Source organism: Vibrio cholerae (assembly GCF_008369605.1).
Lineage (GTDB): Bacteria > Pseudomonadota > Gammaproteobacteria > Enterobacterales > Vibrionaceae > Vibrio > Vibrio cholerae.
This window is the reverse complement of record NZ_CP043554.1, coordinates 1,712,053-1,730,411: the sequence shown is the minus strand read 5'-3', so window position 1 is coordinate 1,730,411 and position 18,359 is coordinate 1,712,053. Positions and strand designations below refer to the sequence as shown.

Sequence of the window (18,359 nt, the reverse complement as noted above, 5' to 3'; positions counted from 1 at the left end):
AGAGGTATATACAATGAAATTCAGCGAATCATGGCTTCGTGAGTGGGTTAACCCGGCAATTACCACTGACGAATTAACTCACCAAATTACAATGGCGGGTCTGGAAGTGGACGACGTACTGGCTGTGGCTGGTGTGTTCGACGGCGTAAAAGTGGGTCACGTGGTTGAGTGTGCTCAACATCCAGATGCTGACAAACTGCGCGTCACCAAAGTCGATGTAGGCGAAGAAGAGCTTCTGGACATCGTGTGTGGTGCAGCCAACTGTCGTCAAGGTCTGAAAGTTGCGGTTGCAACCGTAGGCGCGACGCTGCCAGGCGATTTCAAGATTAAGAAAGCCAAACTGCGTGGCCAACCGTCACACGGCATGCTGTGTTCTTTCTCTGAGCTGGGTATCGATGTTGAATCGAACGGCATCATGGAACTGGCTGAAAACGCACCAATTGGTATGGATTTTCGCGATTTTCTGTCACTGAACGATGTGACTATCGATGTGGATTTGACGTCTAACCGTGCGGACTGTTTCAGTATCCGTGGTTTAGCTCGTGAAGTGGGCGTATTGAATCGTGCGGACGTGACTGCGCCTGCGGTGAATGCGATTGCTGCGACCATTAATGATACGATTGCAATTGAAGTGAAAGCGCCAGCGGCGTGTCCACGTTACCTTGGTCGTATCGTGAAGAACGTGAACGTGCAAGCGCAAACGCCACTCTGGATGCAAGAAAAACTGCGTCGTTGTGGTATCCGCTCTATCGATCCGGTGGTTGATATCACTAACTTCGTGATGCTGGAGCAAGGCCAACCAATGCACGCGTTTGATCTGGCGAAGATTGAAGGCGGAATCGTGGTTCGTCTGGCTGAGCAAGATGAAAAACTGACGCTGCTTGATGGCTCAGAAGCCAAATTAAACGCAGAGACGCTAGTGATTGCTGACCAACAAAAAGCGCTGGCGATTGCTGGTGTATTCGGTGGCGAGCATTCTGGCGTCAGCACTGACACCAAAGATGTATTACTTGAGTGTGCGTTCTTCGCACCAGACCACATTCGTGGTCGTGCACGTAGCTACGGCCTACACACCGATTCTTCAATGCGTTTTGAACGTGGTGTGGATTATGCTTTGCAACACGCCGCGATGGAGCGTGCAACGCAACTGCTGGTTGAGATCTGTGGTGGTGACGTTGCGCCAGTGGTAGCAGCAGAATCAGCAGCCGATTTACCAAAACCAAACCAAGTGACACTGCGTCGTAGCAAGCTCGACAAACTGCTGGGTCATGCGATTCCGGATGCGGACGTCGTTGAGATTCTAGAGCGTCTAGGTATGCAGGTCGAAACCACCGCAGAAGGCTGGCAAGCGACTGCACCAACATGGCGTTTTGATATTGCTATCGAGCAAGATCTGGTGGAAGAAGTTGGCCGTATCTATGGTTACAACAACATTCCTAACCAAGCGCCAGTGGCCGCGTTGAACATGAACCTGCACAACGAAGCGAAATTACCGCTGAAGCGTGTACGCGATCTGCTGGTTGACCGTGGTTACCAAGAAGCGATCACCTATAGCTTCGTTGAGCCTGAGCAACAGAAACTGCTTGTACCGGGTGTTGATGCGCTGATCCTGCCAAACCCAATTTCTGCTGAAATGTCAGCGATGCGTTTGAGCTTGATCCAAGGTCTGCTGAACACTGTGGTTCACAACCAAAAACGTCAGCAACCTCGTGTTCGTCTGTTTGAATACGGTTTGCGCTTCATTCCTGATGCGGCGGCAGAAAATGGCATGCGCCAAGAGCCTATGCTGGCGGGTGTGATCTCTGGCGCTCGTGGTGAAGAGCACTGGAATATGGAAACGGCAACCGTTGATTTCTTCGATATGAAGGGCGATCTGGAAGCGGTTCTTGAACTGACAGCGAAGGGCAAAGCCTATAGCTTCGCCGCGACTAAGCACCCAGCACTGCATCCAGGTCAAGCTGCAGCGATTATTGTTGATGGCAAAGCGATCGGTGTTATTGGTACGGTTCACCCAGAACTTGAGCGTAAGTTTGACCTCAATGGTCGCACTATTGTGTTCGAGATCGAGTGGAATGCGATCAACACACGCGTGATCCCAGAAGCCGCAGCGATTTCTAAGTTCCCAGCCAACCGTCGTGATATCGCGTTGGTGGTCGATGGCAACATCGCTTCTGGCGACATCGTTGAAGCTTGCCGTGTGGCGGGTGGTGAGCTACTGAAAGACGCAAAACTGTTTGACGTTTATGTCGGTAAAGGCGTGGAAGAAGGCAAGAAGAGCTTGGCGATTGCGCTGACGTTGCAATCGGTTGAACGCACACTTGAAGAAGCGGATATCGCAGCAGCGGTAGAGGCGATTGTGCAAGCCGTATCTGCCCAATTCGGCGCGGCTCTGCGCGACTAAGCTTAGGTCTATCTTCGCTTTAAATCAGATGAAAACAGGCTCTTCGGAGCCTGTTTTTTTATCGTGATAATCTGGAATTGAGCCAACAACTCTCTGATTTTTAGATGAAACTAAGAAAAAATTTTTGGCGTATCGAAAAAAATTATCTACGCTAAATAGTGATGAGGGTCTGAAAATCATTTTAGTGACAATGATGTAAATAACTAAAAACTCAGATTTTTTTCCTCTTGTCATCCAAGAGAGAATCAGTGATTTTTTGAAAGAGATGTAAATCGTAACGTTTTGAATCGCTTACTGAGTAATAAAAAAGTTGGCGAAAATCAGAAGGTTGGCATACACTTTCACTGTTCGGCAGTTAGGTTATTGATTGGCCGAATAAAAAATTGCTTTGGCGCTGCCAACCAGCAGCAAGGTTTAACTTAGCTTTGAGGGAAGTTTTATGGCGCTCACAAAGGCCGAATTGGCTGAAGCCCTGTTCGAACAGCTCGGCATGAGCAAGCGGGATGCCAAGGATACGGTTGAGGTGTTTTTTGAAGAAATTCGTAAAGCACTCGAAAGTGGCGAACAGGTAAAACTCTCCGGTTTTGGTAATTTTGACCTACGAGATAAAAATGAACGTCCGGGTCGAAACCCTAAAACCGGTGAAGATATTCCTATTACCGCTCGACGTGTCGTAACGTTCCGCCCAGGGCAAAAATTGAAAGCCCGTGTCGAGAACATCAAAGTCGAAAAATAAGACCGAGCAATAGACCACGCCGATGAGCGTGGTCTTTTTGCTTTATCCCCATTTCAATAAAAAACGCAACCGAGATGTCTAGGCTGCGTGCTTTATTTGTGCTGTCCGAAGCGGCTTGGGTCGGGTATTTATGCCGCTTGAATGTGCGTTGTGATATAAGGCTGCCACGCTTGTTGATAGAGATCGCGTGAGGCTGAGCGCATCTTGGCAATTTGCGCATTTTCCCATTCGGTTAACTCACGTTGCTCTTGGCGCGCGGTGCGCTCAATGGTTTGGATCTGCTCATACAGCTCATGCTCTGCACCACTTTTTACTTGCGCAATCGCCGCTAAATGCAACTGAACCTCAGCAATAATCCCTGTTTTAGGTAACTGAACTAAAACGTTAAGATCGCGATAACCAGATTCTGCCGGATTCTTGAAGCGGTTTTTCACTTTCACGACCGTCGCTTCTCGACTTAATGTCTCATAAGCGGTGACGAGACTCGCCACATCATGCGCCACTATGGTGGCTCGGGCTAAATCGGTAATACGCTCGGCCTGACCATCTAACTCTAGCTCAATCTTTTCTAAAGCACGCTGACGAGATTTTGTGCCAGCAAAGTAGGCTTGAGTATGGGTCAAGAGTGCGGTGCTTTTGCACAGAGTTTCTAGCTCGATTTGGGCTTGATGTGCTTTGCTGTACAGCACATCAAAATCTTGATAAGGCTGGACAATAGGGTAATTTTGGTTAGCGATACCGTACAAACCACTTAAGCTATGACGAAACAGCTTAGAGCTGACTTCGTTTTGTTGTGACTCTTCGCGGTTATCTTCCGTTGAATTGGTGGTTAATGGCACAGCCGCCATGGCAGGAGCACGGCTCAGCAGCAATAACATTAAGGCTGTGGTACGTAGCAATAGACTCATTCACTCTCCTTAGCTTGCGCTGTTCAGTCAAAAAGTAGACCTAGAAGGCGTTTTCTGACAGTGCAATCAAAGTGGGTTTAGTGTTCCTTTCTGCTCACTATGATCAATTGGGCCTTGTTGTTCCTTTTCCAATTCAATCTGGATTTTCAGTTGTAAGAATTTGTTATCCATCACATATCTTCTTCCTATTTGAAGCTGCAAAGGCGATGTTCGCGCACGCCAATCACATAGTCTGTCTGTGTTTATTGGAATTCACTCATCTGCGCCTATCTGCCATTTCAGGTTCTGCAACTTCAAATCGTTTGGAAAGAACATAGGCATCCATTCAGACTTCGAGTTTTCGATGGAGTTCCAAAGCCTTAGGTAAAGAAATGTAACCGTCGAACAGATGGGGAGGGACAAATTCGTGCTACCGCGGGAGCAGAAGATCCGCTACTCTTGGCGGCAGCAAATGAAAAGGAGTAGAAGATGCGAGATCCTGAGTTTTGGCATAACAAATGGGCGGCGAACCAGATTGGTTTTCACCTTGAAGACGTGAACCCGCTATTGATCCGCTTTTGGTCTGATCTTGCCCCTAAACGCAGTGAAAAAGTGCTCGTCCCTCTGTGTGGTAAGAGTGAAGATCTGATTTGGCTGGCGAATCAGCATGACAGTGTTCAAGGGGTTGAACTGAGTCAAATCGCGGTACGTTCTTTCTTTGCCGAGCATTTCTATACCCCGACAGTGACCCGACTCAATGCGCAACATGAACTGTATCAGTTTGATGAGCTTACGCTTTTTACCGGCGATTTCTTCACAGCTCCTGTTGAATCGGTGGACTTAGTTTATGATCGTGCGGCGCTAGTGGCATTGCCGGAAGAGATGCGCGCAGAGTACGCGCAGCGCGTGTTGCAACTGCTTAAACCGGGTGGGCGCATTTTGCTGGTCAGTATGGATTATGTGCAAACTGAGTTGTCAGGGCCGCCATTTTCGGTTCCTGAAGCGGAAATTCGAACCTTGTTTATGGGGTGTGAGGTGCGCAGAGTTTACCAAGATACGAGCATAGATCCGCATCTGAATAAGCGCACACAAGCGGGCTTAAGCCGCTTTGCCGAAGAAGTTTGGGTGATTGAGAAAAGCGAGTGACTCTGACTCTTTGAACGCCACTAAGTAGAAATGAAAAAAGCGCGCTGAATGAGCGCGCTTTCTGATAGTGCTGATAAAGATAAAGAGCTGAATTAGTAATGAATCTTCACGGCCTTCGCACACTCAATCGCGCGATCAGTGGCTTCTTGCGTCGTTTTTCCTTGGCTCAGGGCAACACCTAAGCGACGACGACCCGCGATATCTGGCTTGCCAAATAAACGTACTTGGGTGTGAGGAATGCTTAGGGCGTCATCAAGCCCACTGAACTGGATATTCTGTGATTGGCCTTGGCCGAGGATCGCCGCAGAGGCTGATGGGCCATATTGCACGATTTGACCAATCGGTAGACCAGTAAACGCGCGCACATGCAAAGCGAATTCAGAGAGCTCTTGAGAAATGAGCGTCACCATTCCGGTATCGTGTGGGCGAGGGGAAACTTCGTTGAAGATGACCTTGTCACCTTTCACAAACAGTTCAACCCCAAACAAACCATAACCACCAAGCGCGTTAACCACCTGTTCTGCCACATATTCAGCCGCTTTAATGGCATTTTCTGACATCACTTGTGGTTGCCATGACTCGCGGTAATCGCCATCTTCTTGGCGATGGCCAATTGGAGCGCAGAAATGGACGCCATCCACTGCGCGTACGGTCAGCAGTGTGATTTCGTAATCAAAATCCACGAAGCCTTCCACAATCACTCGGCCAGCGCCACTGCGTCCACCTTGTTGTGCGTATTGCCAAGCCGCTTCGATCTGCTCTGGTGTGCGAATAACACTTTGGCCTTTGCCCGATGAACTCATGACAGGCTTACAGATACAAGGTAAACCGATGTTTTCTACTGCCGCGGCAAAGCTCTCATAGCTGTCTGCGAATTGATACGCGGAAGTGGGCAAACCTAACTCTTCAGCGGCTAAACGGCGAATGCCTTCACGGTTCATGGTGAGGCGAGTTGCATTGGCGGTAGGTACAACGTTTAAGCCTTGCGCTTCTAACTCCACTAACTTGCTGGTAGCAATCGCTTCAATCTCTGGAACCACGAAATGTGGCTTTTCTAAATCAATCACTTGTTGTAGTGCATCGGCATCGAGCATATCAAACACGTGGCTGCGATGGGCGACCTGCATGGCAGGCGCATCAGCGTAACGATCACAGGCGATGACTTCGAGGCCAAGGCGCTGACACTCAATCGCGACTTCCTTACCAAGTTCACCAGAGCCAAGCAAAAGTACTCGCGTTGCGTTATCCCGAGTCGCTGTCCCAAACATAGACAATCCTTATAGTCATTCAGTCAACATTAGCAAAAAACAGCGGCCATGATACTGGAACAAAGCACAAAAGAAAACGTTTGCTTCCCGCTGTAGCCAGTCAGATTACCCCGTATTCTGGTCAAGTTTATGACAGTTTTATGGCGAGCAGGATCAGAGTGAAAGAGCGATAAACAGCAATATGGGCAGGCTTAATAAGCTGAAGAAATTACCAAACAACACCATAGCCGCAACCTGAGTAGGCTCGATGTGATAACGCTCGGCGAACAGATAATTCATCACTGCGGGGGGCAACATGGTAAACAGCACCATCATTTGCAGTTGTAAGGGAGGCAGTGGAATGAAAAAGTAAATCAGCGCAAACGCGCAGGCTCCGGTGAGCAGAGATTGTGCCGTTGAAACAAGGCCAACTTTGAGCCCGGCTAAGCGCAGGTTGATCATTTGTGAGCCGAGCGAAAGCAGCATCACAGGAACGGCAGCTTGTCCCAGTAAAGCGGTGGCGTTGTACAAGGGGGACCAGATAGAGACTCCGCTTAGATTGAGCAGTAAAGCCAGTGAGGATGCTAAAAAGACCGGAGCGCTGAGCACGGTTTTCAATACGCTACCTTTGCTCAGCATGGCCACCCCTAAGCTAATGTGCAGACACATGGAAACCACAAACAGCAACACGGCAGAGGGGAGCGCGGTTTCGCCAAACGCATAAGTAAACAGGGGAATCGCTAAATTACCGCTGTTGCGAAACATGTGCAGTGGAGCCCATGTTTTAAATGACCAACGGCCCAAATGACATATCAGGAGCATTAAAATACCGGGCAGCAATACCGCGACAAGAGCGGCAAGCAACAGAGGTGTTTGCTGCGTATCCAGTGGCATATTGACCAGTGAAGAAAACACCAACGCGGGCACAAAGGCCTCCATATTGATGCGATTGATCGGGCGAAAATCGGGTTTGAGCCAGAGACCAATCAAATAGCCAATCAAGACTAAGCTCATCACAGGAAAGAGAATGGCAATGATTTGTTCAAACATAGCTTGCGAGAGATACGTGTAAAAAGCGCAAGTTATCAGGCTTTATTCAGAACGTCATGGTGGGTGATGGAAAAGTGTGCGCGCGACATCTTTAGCAAGAGGTGGACTAAGAGAGCTAGTAGCAAAAAGTGAAGAGGCCAATGGCCTCTTCATTCGGTTTACAGTGAGAGATAAGAAAGTGGAATATCGGGATTGATCACTTCCAGCGTTGCTTGAGTATCGGCAAGATGGCTGATTTTGCCGGTTGCACTCTCTACCAGAGAGGCGGCTTCAATATCCTCGAATGATTCACCCATCATCATCGCTTGTGCTAAGGCAACTTGTAGCGGTGGCAAACTTGGGTTAAACGCAGCATTTTCGGCATACGCGCCAAGGTAAATCGCGCCACTGCGCATTTTCAGTGCCACACCACTGAAGTTTTGGGTATAAGGCGAGTGGCTGATGTTCATCGCGCGCAGGGCTTGCTGGATCAGCTCTTCATCATCGTCACTGGTTTTACCATGATTGACTGGGCTCATCAGGCCAGAATCAATGCCGAGATCGGCAGGGCCAAACGACTCAGGGAGGTACTCTTGCAAAGTTTTGGCAGAACGCTTGGGCAGTTGAATTTTCAGCGAAGACGCGGTGGTCAGTTCATTCATAAACTGGCGGCAATGGCCGCAAGGGCTAAAGTTGATGGTGATGTCTGCCACTCCTTTTTCCCCTTTCATCCACGCATGGCTAATGGCGCATTGCTCAGCATGTACGGTTTGTCCAAGCTGCGCACCAGTAAATTCCATATTGGCGCCAAGATAGAGGCTTCCGGAGATGCCACGTACAATCGCACCGACATAAAATTCAGAGATGGGGGCATACGAGTAAGCGGCAGCGATAGGTAACAGCGCGACGCGCAAATCGGCATCTTCCAGACCCGAAAGGGTCAAAAGCTGCTGATACTGCTCGGCAGAGAAAGTGGCATCGAAATCCTTGGCCAACACCAATTCACGTAAATATGGGGCAAAAGAAGCAGGCATTTGTTGTAATGCTTGTTCAATACGGTTTCTCATAGTCATTCCTTTTCATTGCATGGAATCCTATTTTAGGTAATGCGAGATTTTATAAGGTGATCAGTGTCACGTTAAGTTATGTAATTTATTTTTATGTTTCATTATTAGAGTGACGTCACACATGATAACGATTGCAAGCGTATGAGATGTGACGCCACTCGAAATGAAATTATTGAAGCCAGAGTGCGAAAGCAAACAGACTTGGCGCTAATACAGACGTGATAACACCACACACGACAAGGGCTAGTGAGCTGAACGCGGCGTCGCGAGGATCTTTCTCAGCGCACGTGGCTGTGCCGAGGGCATGGGATACCGTACCCATGGTCAGCCCTTTGGCGATGGGATGCGTAATATTGAGCAGTTTGTAAATCGGGTAGGCAAGAATGGCACCAAATAGCCCGACGAGTAGCACCAAAATCGCAGCAATCGCGGGCTCTCCGCCCAACTGGCGTGCCACTTCCATCGCGATCGGCGTTGTCACTGATTTTCCCATCAAGGCGGCAATCAGTTCTATATCTGCCCCCATGCTTACGGCTATCAAACTGGCGGTGATCATCGACATCACACTGCCCACGCCACAAGCCAAAGCGATAATTCGCCAGTTGGCACGAATTTGTGGCAACTGCTCGTAAAGTGGATAAGCCAAAGCAACAACCGCTGGCTGGAGTAGATAACTCAACCACTGATTATCAGCGTAGTAAGTCTCAAAAGGTACTTTGAGGTAAGTCAGCAGTGGAATAAGTATGCCAATACTGATCAGAAGCGGATTGGCCAGTGGGGTATTGCATTTTTGAGCCACCCAACGGGCGACGAAAAATACCCCAAGTGTTATGATCAGCCACATGACTTTTTCCCCTTCTTGAGCATTCGATCCAGTATCAGTCCCAGTGTCACCATGACAATTAAGGTACCGCCGATAGCGCTAGCGAGGATCGGGGCGAGGTTTGCCAGTAGCGTATCGAAGTGCACCATTAAGCCGACACTGATCGGGACGAACAGTAAAATCATGTAACGAATAAACAGGGTGGCGCTGGGCTTGACCCATTCGACAGGCACTAAACCGCTAGCCATCAGGCCAAATAGGATCAGTAACCCAATAATGCTGCCGGGAATAGCAATGCCTAACCAAGTTTGTAAGTTGATGCCCGCCAACAGACAGAGAAAAATCAGTCCCATGGAGACACAGTATTGAGCTATTTTTTTTATCATCAATAAAATCAGCAAGTAAAAATAAACGATGTTAGCAAGCGAGTTTTTCCACGTAATGGTAGACGGATTTTAAAATCGCCATTTTCTTTGGATCAGCTTGATGTTCATGCACCAGATTTTCCAAATTCAACATATAACCTTCTAGATTGCGCTCGAAATAGTCACGACAATGCGCTGCCCAGCGGCGTTGCTCGGCATCGGTTAAGGTATGGGGATAATGGCGCGCACGATAACGAAACAGCAGTGGTTCAATGCGCTTATCTGCCACCTGTATCGCTAAGCTGCCCAGATTCTCCGGTGCAGTGGTGCGGATGATCTCCATCGCCGCGCGATCGGCTGGGGAGAAAAAGCCGGCATAGAGTTGGCTATCCACATCACTCTCTTGGTTAAACTCGCGCTCTTGGCTAAATACCGACACCAGTTTTTCACGAATCTCGGGGTGTTGACGAATCACATTCAAGTGCGCGAGACACTGTTCGCGCTCAATACCAATCTTTTGTGCATTTTCTGCGGTCAAGGTTTTGGCCGGAGCCAGAATAGGGCATTTATTGAGATGCACCAATTTCACGGGTACTGGTAGCTCATCCGGCGCTAGGTCTTCATACCGCGTATAGAGACGTGCTTGCAGCGTTTCGGCATCGAGCTCCAGCAGCGGCTGAGGGTCTTTACCCAAATCCACCACAATCACCGCATTTTGATTGGTCGGATGCCAAGCAATCGGCACAATCCAGCTAGTGTAGTGACGCTCACGCCCAAGCATGCCAGAAACATGCATCAGCGGAGTTTGGTTCACAATATCAATCAGTTCTGTCAGCTTGCGTTTGTGGCGCATAGTGAAGAAGTAGTCGAACAATTTCGGCTGCGCGGCTTTGACTTTTTTCGCCAGTTCAATGGTGGCAATCACATCGGCCATCGCATCGTGCGCGTTGCTGTGCTCAATGCCGTTGGCAACAGAAAGATGTTCCAGTTTAAAGCTGGTAAAGCCGTCATCATTTTCCGGCCACTCGATACCTTCAGGACGCAAAGCATGACACGCGCGAAGCACATCCAGCAGATCCCAACGGGAATTGCCGTGTTGCCAGCTCCAAGCATAGGGGTCGATAAAGTTGCGATAGCAGGTGTAGCGCGTCACTTCATCATCAAAACGTATGCTGTTATAGCCAAGGCTGGTGGTATTGGGTGTGGAGAGTTCTGCATGAATACGCGCGATAAATTCGGGCTCCGCCAGACCTTGGCTATTGGCTTTTTGAGGGGTGATCCCTGTGATCAATGCGGCTTCAGGAGCAGGTAAATAGTCGTTGGGCAGCTGACAGTAAATTACCAAAGGCTCACCGATGATGTTGAAGTCCATATCGGTACGCACACCCGCAAACTGACTAGGACGATCTTTGGCGGGATTGACTCCCCAAGTCTCGTAGTCAAAGAAGAAGAATGTGGGCTGGTGTTCTTGCTGCATGTGGCTTACCAAATCGCTAAAAATTGCCGTTATTAGACCATCCTGACCCTGACATAGCAATTGCTGCCCTTGTGCTATCCCATTATTTGTTCAGCCTTTCAACAAAAAAAGCCGATGCTGGGCATCGGCTTTGGCAAGGTAAGATTAGGCTTGCTGAGTTTGCGGCTCAGGCTCTTCGTTTGTCTCTTTAAGCAAACGGCTCGTTACTGTGCCTGCCGTCATCGAACCTGACACGTTAAGCGCCGTACGCGCCATATCAATCAGTGGCTCGATAGAAATCAAAAGCGCCGCAATCGTAACGGGTAAGCCCATGGCTGGCAGCACAATCAGGGCTGCGAAGGTCGCACCGCCACCCACACCTGCAATACCAAAGGAGCTAATGGTGATCATCGCAATCAGCGACACAATAAAGTGAATGTCCAGTGGGTTAATCCCAACGGTTGGAGCAACCATTACCGCCAACATCGCAGGGTAAATGCCCGCACAGCCGTTTTGCCCAATCGTGGCACCGAATGAAGCTGACAGGTTAGCAATTGCAGGTGGTACATTCAGTTTGGTGATTTGCGCTTCCACATTGAGAGGAATCGTGGCCGCAGAGCTGCGCGATGTGAAGGCAAAAGTCAGTACTGGCCAGATGTTTTTAAAGTAATGGGTTGGGTTAACGCCCACCATAGCAACCAGTAATCCGTGCACCACAAACATCAGGGCTATCGCCACATAAGAAGCCACAATGAAACCGAGCAAGTTCAGAATGTCGGTAGCACTGGATGTCGCGACGACTTTCGCCATCAGCGCGGCGATACCGTAAGGTGTTAGCGCCATGATCATTTTCACTAAACGCATCACAATCGCTTGTGCTGCTTCAACAAAAGTGCGAATTGGCGTTTCTAACTCTTGTTTATCGGCAATCACTTTGCGTGCAGCAATACCAGTGAGCACGCCGAAAATCACCACCGCGATGATGGAGGTTGAACGTGCGCCGGTTAAATCGGCAAAGGGGTTGGTTGGGATAAAGCTCAACAGAATTTGTGGAATCGTTAGGTCGGCAACCGTTGATGCACGGCTTTCAAGTGCTGCAATACGTGCGGTTTCTCGTGCGCCTTCAACCAAACCTTCAGCCGTCAGGCCAAATGCTTGAGTGATGAGAATACCGATCAGCGCAGAAATCGCAGTAGTCACCAGCAAAATACCGATAGTCAGACTGGAGATTTTGCCCAGTGAACCGTTTTTATCCAGACGTACCACTGCAGAGATCATCGATACCAGCACCAGTGGCATGATGACCATTTTCAGTAGACCCACGTAGCCATTGCCGACGATAGCAACCCAAGATAGGGTTTCTTGAATAGCGGGATGGCCTTCACCGAGCACTACTTGCAGTGCCAAACCAAATGCACTACCTAGTACTAAACCAAACAAAACTTGACGAGAAAGGGTGGCGGCTTTTTTCTGTAGCCCAAACAGATAGAGCAATAGACCGGCGAAAATCACCAGTGCTGCAAGGGTAACCACTGACATAAGCAAATCCTTAAAAGGGGGAAGGAGAGTAACAACGGCCATCAAAGCAAGCCGATTGTTCTATCCTAAATGAGAACGATTTTCTTGGAATATAGCGATCGCTATCACGAAAATAAACTGAGAAAAAATCATGTTTTATAACTAATGGTTATCAAAAACAGAGCTTTGACTAATTGGCGATCAATTTGACTAAGCATTGCCCGAACTGTGCTGCTTTTGCAGGTGTGTATTTTGGTGATCTGAATGCAATAAGATTGGTGCATCCGCGGTCTATATTCTTCCCGCTTGACGCTGCCGTACTAAGTCGTTTGAGCATAGTCAATAGTCCAACAAGAGGAGAGAGCAATGTTGAACTGGCAACAGGTGTTGGATTTTGCAAACCAAGGCAATCCTAAGCCAGAGCGTGAAGTGAAGCGCAGTGATGAAGAGTGGCGCACTTTGCTTGATGAACAGCAGTATTACGTGATGCGTCAACATGGCACAGAGAGAGCCTTTTCTAATGCGATGTGTGAGCTGTTTGAGCCGGGTTTATACCAATGTGCCGGTTGCCAAACCCTGTTATTTGATTCGGCAACCAAATTTGATTCAGGCACAGGCTGGCCTTCGTTTTCGCAGCCAGTCAAATTCAATGCCATTTCCTACCATATGGATCAAAGCTTAGCGCGTGCTCGAGTGGAAGTGCGTTGTAACACTTGCGAGTCGCACCTAGGGCATGTGTTTCCTGATGGGCCGCCGCCAAGCGGTTTGCGTTACTGCATCAATTCGGTTGCTGTGACCAAACTCAGTGCATAAATAGACTCATGCCCTCAGGTCTGTGTTCCGCAGGCCTGATGGGCATTTCTTTTTCAATGGAATTAGGTCAGTGCAAACGGTACGCGCTTGCCTTTTTTATTGGCAGGTTTATTCGGCTTTGGTTTCGGTGATCTTTGGTTAGCAATCATGGTACAGCTCCTTGTAGTGTCTCAAGCAAGAGACAACGTTAAAACAGGATAACCAAACAGAAGCATTAAAAGATGAAGCACTATTTGTACCAAAGTATAGGACAGACTGGTTCAAATGCTTATATCCGTCTTATCGCCTTCCTACTTGAAGCTGTAACTCCAAGTAGTGGTGGGTATATTGGATGCCGAGACTAATGTCAGACGCGGCGGCAAGTCGTTTGCGCTGAGAGTGTGGTGTAGTAGGCAAAATAAGTGAAGGCTTTTGCTTTGTTGTTCAGAGCGAGTAGACTGTGCCGCATTTGTTTTCATGCCTTAAAAAGAAGTAAGGATGCCCGCATGTTAGATCGCTCATTCAGCGCCGAAATCCAACAACGAATCGATCAAAAAACCAAGCCACTCGGGGCGCTAGGGCAACTTGAGCGCGTCGCGCATCATTTAGCACTCATCCAAAGCCAAAACCAAGATCAAGCGGTAACTCAACTGGCGATTCATCAGCCGACCGTTTTGGTTTTTGCCGCCGATCACGGCATCGCTGCGCAAGGTGTCAGTATTGCGCCAAGCGCAGTGACTGAGCAAATGGTGCAAAACTTTCTCGCTGGCGGCGCGGCCATCAACTGTTTTTGTCGTACTGAACACGCCGCGATGCGGGTGATTGACTGCGGTATTTTGCGAGCTCAGCCCGCTCACGCGGATTTGATTGAGCAGCGTCTCGGTGCGGGTACACATAATTTGGCCGAGCAAGCCGCCATGTCTTCAGAGCAGGTGCAAGAGGGAATCGCACTTGGCAAGGCGTTGATTAATCGTGAAGTTGAGTCGGGCTGTAATCTATTGATGTTTGGTGAGATGGGCATTGGCAATACCAGCAGTGCAGCAGCAATCTTGGCGGCACTCTCCGGCTTGCCGATTGAAGTGTGTGTTGGACGTGGCACCGGCATTACGGATGAGCAGTACCAACGTAAACGAGCGTTGGTTACCCAAGGTGTTGAGCGCTGTTTAGGCGCTGCGCCACAAGATGTCTTGCAGCAAGTTGGCGGGTTTGAAATTGCCCAAATGGTCGGGGCATTTATGGGGGCATACGAAAAGCAAACCCCAGTGCTGGTGGACGGTTTTATTGTGACGGTTGCCGCTTATGTTGCGACCTTAATCGAGCCAAATGTACGAGACTTTTTGCTGTTTGCCCACTGCTCACAAGAAACGGGGCACCGCGCAGTATTAGAAATGCTGGCCGCAGAGCCACTGTTGGATTTAGGTTTACGTTTAGGTGAAGGTACCGGAGCTGTGTTGGCGCTGGGTCTTGTTCGTGCTGCAGTGGAGTTTTACAACCACATGGCCAGTTTTGCTGATGCAGGAGTCACAGTGTAATGGCGGCCATTTTACGTTATCAACTGGAGCTGTTTTTGCTGGCCGTGAGCTTCTTCTCCCGCATTCCTGTGCCGGTGAGTTTGCCTTATAGCAGTGAGCGAATGAATCAAGCTGGGCGCTATTTTGCTCTGGTTGGACTCCTGCTCGGGGCGATTTGCGCTTTGGTTTACTCGCTCGCGACGCAGCTTTTTTCTACCAACATCAGCGTGTTTTTGACCATGGTGTTGAGCTTGTTATTGACCGGTGCCTTTCATGAAGACGGCTTAGCGGATATGGCTGACGGTGTGGGCGGTGGTATGACGGCTGAGCGACGTCTAGAGATCATGAAAGACAGCCGCATTGGCACTTATGGCTCTAGCGCTTTGATTATGGTTTTGCTGGGTAAATATTTGCTACTCACCGAATTAGCCGATCTTACTTCACTGGTTCCTGTTTGGTTACTGGCTTATACCCTAAGCCGCGCGGTGGCGGCGTCTTTGATTCGTAATACGCCTTATGTCTCCGATACCGACAGCAGTAAAAGTAAGCCGCTGGCACAGCAGCAGTCGGGTACGGATGTGGCCGTGTTATCCCTCACCGCCTTAGCGACACTGCTTTACTTCTCATGGCAGTTTATTGGAGTGATGATCGCCGCCAGCTTGATTTTCAGACAGATTTTCCGCCAATGGCTTATCAGACGTTTGGGTGGCTTTACTGGCGATTGCCTTGGCGCCGCACAGCAGTTGATGGAAATTCTGATCTATCTGATCTTGCTTGCTTTTTTACAGCATGAAGTGATGATTTAGGGGGCAAAGTGACGGTTCATTTCGTTTTAGGTGGTGCCCGTAGTGGTAAATCGAGTTACGCAGAGTTACTCGCCAAACAAACCGCACAAGCTTTGGGGGCAACCTTGCATTATGTGGCGACCGCCACGGCCTTAGATGATGAGATGCGCGAGCGTATTGCTCATCATCAAGCCCGACGAACCGCAGAGTGGAATGAACATGAAGTGCCGCTGGCTTTGGCTGAGGCGTTAACTCGTTTTCAACGCCAAGATGTGGTGTTAGTCGATTGCCTCACGTTATGGCTCAATAATCTGCTTTTTGAACACGAAGCCGCGCTCTGTGCAGCGCGGATTGAGCAGCATGTCGATTCGCTGTTAGCGGCATTGGCTCAAACCCCAGCTCACATTATTTTGGTCAGCAATGAAGTGGGTATGGGAGTCGTACCGATGGGCGAATTGACTCGCATGTTTGTTGACCACGCGGGATGGATGAACCAGAAAATCGCGACATTGGCCGATTCGGTAACGTTTGTCGTGGCGGGGCTGCCACAGCGTTTAAAAGGCGAGTAGCAAGGCATGATCCGAATTTGGTTACTGCGTCACGGCAAAACACAAGGCCCTGCAGCCCTGAATGGTATAACGGATGTCGCGGTGGAGCCGAGCGTGCAACAAGCGATAGCCAGCCAATTGAGCACTTTGCCGTTTACTCGTGTGATAAGCTCCCCCTTACGTCGCTGCGCCGATCTGGCGCGATTGCTCCAATCGGCTCGTCCGCATGTTATGCTCGATTTCGACCCGCAGCTCCAAGAGCTTAACTTTGGTGAGTTGGATGGACAAAGTTTTGCCGACTTGGAGACTCAATGGCCAATATTGGATGCCTTTTGGCAAGACCCCGCAAAGAACACACTGCCACAAGCTGAACCTCTCGCTATGGCCTATCAAAGAGTGAGTCAAGCTTGGCAACAATGGCTACCTAAGCTTGAGAGCGATACGCTTATCCTCTGCCATGCAGGAACCATACGTTTGATTTTGGCACACGTATTGGGTGTCGATTGGCGCAACCCACACTGGCATACTCGGTTAACCATTCCTCATCAATCGGTGACTGAGCTTGTCCTTTATCCCGGTGAGCCACCGATAGTGAGCGTGACCAGCATCGGAAATGCGCTTTGCCGTTAGCCCATAAAGCGAATTGAATATGGAGCATCTCATTGAATTAGTGGTAGAATCCGCGCCTATATCGTCGTCTGGCTGGGAATAAAAAGATCTATTCCTTGCTACTTGAAGCTGCAGCGGTGTTGGCTATATTCGCTCACCCCAATCACTGAGTATTTCTATGATGGGGGATCACTCTCCACCTGCAACTCCAAGTCGTTTGGGTAGAGTGCCGTTAACGACCACGGATATTGAATGGGTGATGATAAGTGCGATCATCTTGGCATAAATTGTTCGTACAATTTCTTAACATACCGCTGTGCAATAAAGGAGTAGCGCATGACGAAGTCTCTCTTCCGCCAATCTTTTCTTTTCGACAGCTTAGATCTTGACCATCCCATGGTCGCGCAAACCGTACGTACAGAGCAGGGTGTGACCTTAAAGCTGCATCAACGTGGCGTGTTGGAAGTGATCCCAGCTCAAACGGATGCGGCGACAAAAAATATGGTGATCTCCTGTGGGGTACATGGTGATGAAACCGCACCTATGGAACTGCTGGATAAATGGATTGACGATATCGTCAGCGGATTTCAACCCGTTGCTGAGCGCTGCTTATTTATCCTGGCGCACCCGCAAGCCACGGTGCGCCATGTCCGTTTTATTGAGCAGAATCTCAACCGCTTATTTGATGATAAGCCCCACACTCCGAGCACTGAGCTGGCGATTGCCGATAACCTCAAAGTTCTGCTTAAACAGTTTTTTGCCAACACGGACGAGCACTCGCGTTGGCATCTAGATTTGCACTGTGCCATTCGTGGCTCGAAACACTATTCGTTTGCAGTAAGTCCGAAAGCGCGTCATCCGGTGCGCAGCCGTAGCCTGATGCAATTTATCGAGCAAGCCCATATTGAAGCCGTGATGCTATCGAATGCGCCTTCCAGTACGTTTAGTTGGTATTCGGCCGAGCATTATGCTGCGCAAGCCTTGACCTTAGAGCTTGGTCAAGTGGCACGCTTAGGTGAAAATTTATTAGACCGTCTGTTGGCCTTTGATCTGGCGATGCGAGATCTCATCTCTCGCCATAAACCCGAGCACTTACCGAGAAAAACGGTGATGTACCGAGTCAGTCGCACCATAGTGCGTCTGCACGACGATTTTGATTTTCGCTTCAGTGACGACGTGGAAAACTTCACCGCCTTTATGCATGGGGAAGTGTTTGGTCACGATGGCGATAAGCCTTTAATGGCGAAAAATGAAGGGGAAGCGATTGTTTTCCCGAACCGTAAAGTGGCCATTGGCCAGCGTGCTGCCTTGATGGTGTGTAAGGTGAACACGCGCTATGAAGATGACCAATTGGTGTACGACTGATCTTGCTTGGTCATGATCTCCTTTCTATTTAAATGGCTTAACGGTAAGGTTAGGCCATTCTTTTTTCTATGAAC

General features: G+C 49.1%; 17 protein-coding genes. 9 read left to right on the top strand and 8 right to left on the bottom strand.

The features are described 5' to 3' along the window. Positions 1-13: 13 nt before the first annotated feature. Both pheT and ihfA read left to right on the top strand, forming a co-directional pair. Entirely contained in the window at positions 14-2,401 is a 2,388-nt protein-coding gene (gene pheT, locus F0316_RS08010) for a phenylalanine--tRNA ligase subunit beta (RefSeq protein ID WP_149560387.1), read from the top strand. 439 nt (positions 2,402-2,840) lie between these two features. After that, on the top strand, positions 2,841-3,137 hold the full coding sequence (gene ihfA, locus F0316_RS08005) for an integration host factor subunit alpha (protein WP_001229260.1): 297 nt from the start codon (positions 2,841-2,843) through the stop codon (positions 3,135-3,137). Between the two features lie 128 nt (positions 3,138-3,265). Here ihfA and relV read toward each other — a convergent pair whose 3' ends face one another. Continuing rightward, a complete protein-coding gene (relV, locus tag F0316_RS07995) occupies positions 3,266-4,045 on the bottom strand; it encodes a (p)ppGpp synthetase RelV (protein ID WP_032469543.1) in 780 nt (259 codons plus the stop codon). A 468-nt stretch (positions 4,046-4,513) separates the two neighbouring features. Here relV and F0316_RS07990 point away from each other — a divergent pair, with 468 nt between their 5' ends. After that, entirely contained in the window at positions 4,514-5,170 is a 657-nt protein-coding gene (locus tag F0316_RS07990) for a thiopurine S-methyltransferase (RefSeq protein WP_001205535.1), read from the top strand. A gap of 92 nt (positions 5,171-5,262) precedes the next feature. On the opposite strand, the gene purT is transcribed toward F0316_RS07990, so the two are convergent. From purT to F0316_RS07950, 7 genes are all read right to left on the bottom strand, one after another. Next, positions 5,263-6,438, bottom strand: a complete 1,176-nt coding sequence (purT, locus tag F0316_RS07980) for a phosphoribosylglycinamide formyltransferase 2 (protein WP_172625993.1) — start codon at positions 6,436-6,438, stop codon at positions 5,263-5,265. Between the two features lie 153 nt (positions 6,439-6,591). Beyond that, positions 6,592-7,467: an AEC family transporter gene (locus tag F0316_RS07975; protein WP_000462868.1), complete on the bottom strand. Its 876-nt coding sequence runs from the start codon at positions 7,465-7,467 to the stop codon at positions 6,592-6,594. 158 nt (positions 7,468-7,625) lie between these two features. Then, positions 7,626-8,513, bottom strand: coding sequence for a cytidine deaminase (cdd, locus tag F0316_RS07970; RefSeq protein WP_148503253.1), 888 nt, complete (start codon positions 8,511-8,513; stop codon positions 7,626-7,628). Positions 8,514-8,682: 169 nt separating this feature from the next. Then, entirely contained in the window at positions 8,683-9,357 is a 675-nt protein-coding gene (locus F0316_RS07965; protein WP_000266239.1) for an LrgB family protein, read from the bottom strand. Next, positions 9,348-9,722 (bottom strand): CidA/LrgA family protein, encoded by a 375-nt coding sequence (locus F0316_RS07960; RefSeq protein ID WP_001881007.1) that lies wholly within the window; start codon positions 9,720-9,722, stop codon positions 9,348-9,350. The genes F0316_RS07965 and F0316_RS07960 overlap by 10 nt, the downstream gene beginning before the upstream one ends. Positions 9,723-9,753: 31 nt before the next feature. Beyond that, complete coding sequence (gene sbcB, locus F0316_RS07955; RefSeq protein ID WP_149560384.1) at positions 9,754-11,178, bottom strand: exodeoxyribonuclease I; 1,425 nt, start codon at positions 11,176-11,178, stop codon at positions 9,754-9,756. A 144-nt stretch (positions 11,179-11,322) separates the two neighbouring features. Beyond that, positions 11,323-12,696, bottom strand: coding sequence for an L-cystine transporter (locus F0316_RS07950; RefSeq protein ID WP_000117950.1), 1,374 nt, complete (start codon positions 12,694-12,696; stop codon positions 11,323-11,325). Positions 12,697-13,041: 345 nt separating this feature from the next. Here F0316_RS07950 and msrB point away from each other — a divergent pair, with 345 nt between their 5' ends. The 6 genes from msrB (at position 13,042) to F0316_RS07920 (ending at position 18,285) form a co-directional block, all read left to right on the top strand. Further along, a complete protein-coding gene (msrB, locus tag F0316_RS07945; RefSeq protein ID WP_114732766.1) occupies positions 13,042-13,488 on the top strand; it encodes a peptide-methionine (R)-S-oxide reductase MsrB in 447 nt (148 codons plus the stop codon). Between the two features lie 485 nt (positions 13,489-13,973). After that, a complete protein-coding gene (gene cobT / locus F0316_RS07940; RefSeq protein ID WP_172625992.1) occupies positions 13,974-14,999 on the top strand; it encodes a nicotinate-nucleotide--dimethylbenzimidazole phosphoribosyltransferase in 1,026 nt (341 codons plus the stop codon). Further along, a complete protein-coding gene (locus tag F0316_RS07935; protein WP_000718973.1) occupies positions 14,999-15,784 on the top strand; it encodes an adenosylcobinamide-GDP ribazoletransferase in 786 nt (261 codons plus the stop codon). The genes cobT and F0316_RS07935 overlap by 1 nt, the downstream gene beginning before the upstream one ends. Before the next feature lie 8 nt (positions 15,785-15,792). Then, positions 15,793-16,332, top strand: coding sequence for a bifunctional adenosylcobinamide kinase/adenosylcobinamide-phosphate guanylyltransferase (cobU, locus tag F0316_RS07930; protein ID WP_149560382.1), 540 nt, complete (start codon positions 15,793-15,795; stop codon positions 16,330-16,332). 6 nt (positions 16,333-16,338) lie between these two features. After that, positions 16,339-16,941 carry a histidine phosphatase family protein gene (locus F0316_RS07925; RefSeq protein WP_057563144.1) on the top strand — a complete coding sequence of 201 codons (603 nt, stop codon included), beginning with the start codon at positions 16,339-16,341 and terminating at the stop codon, positions 16,939-16,941. Positions 16,942-17,256: 315 nt separating this feature from the next. Next, positions 17,257-18,285: a succinylglutamate desuccinylase gene (locus tag F0316_RS07920; RefSeq protein ID WP_000167429.1), complete on the top strand. Its 1,029-nt coding sequence runs from the start codon at positions 17,257-17,259 to the stop codon at positions 18,283-18,285. The last annotated feature ends 74 nt before the right edge of the window (positions 18,286-18,359 follow it).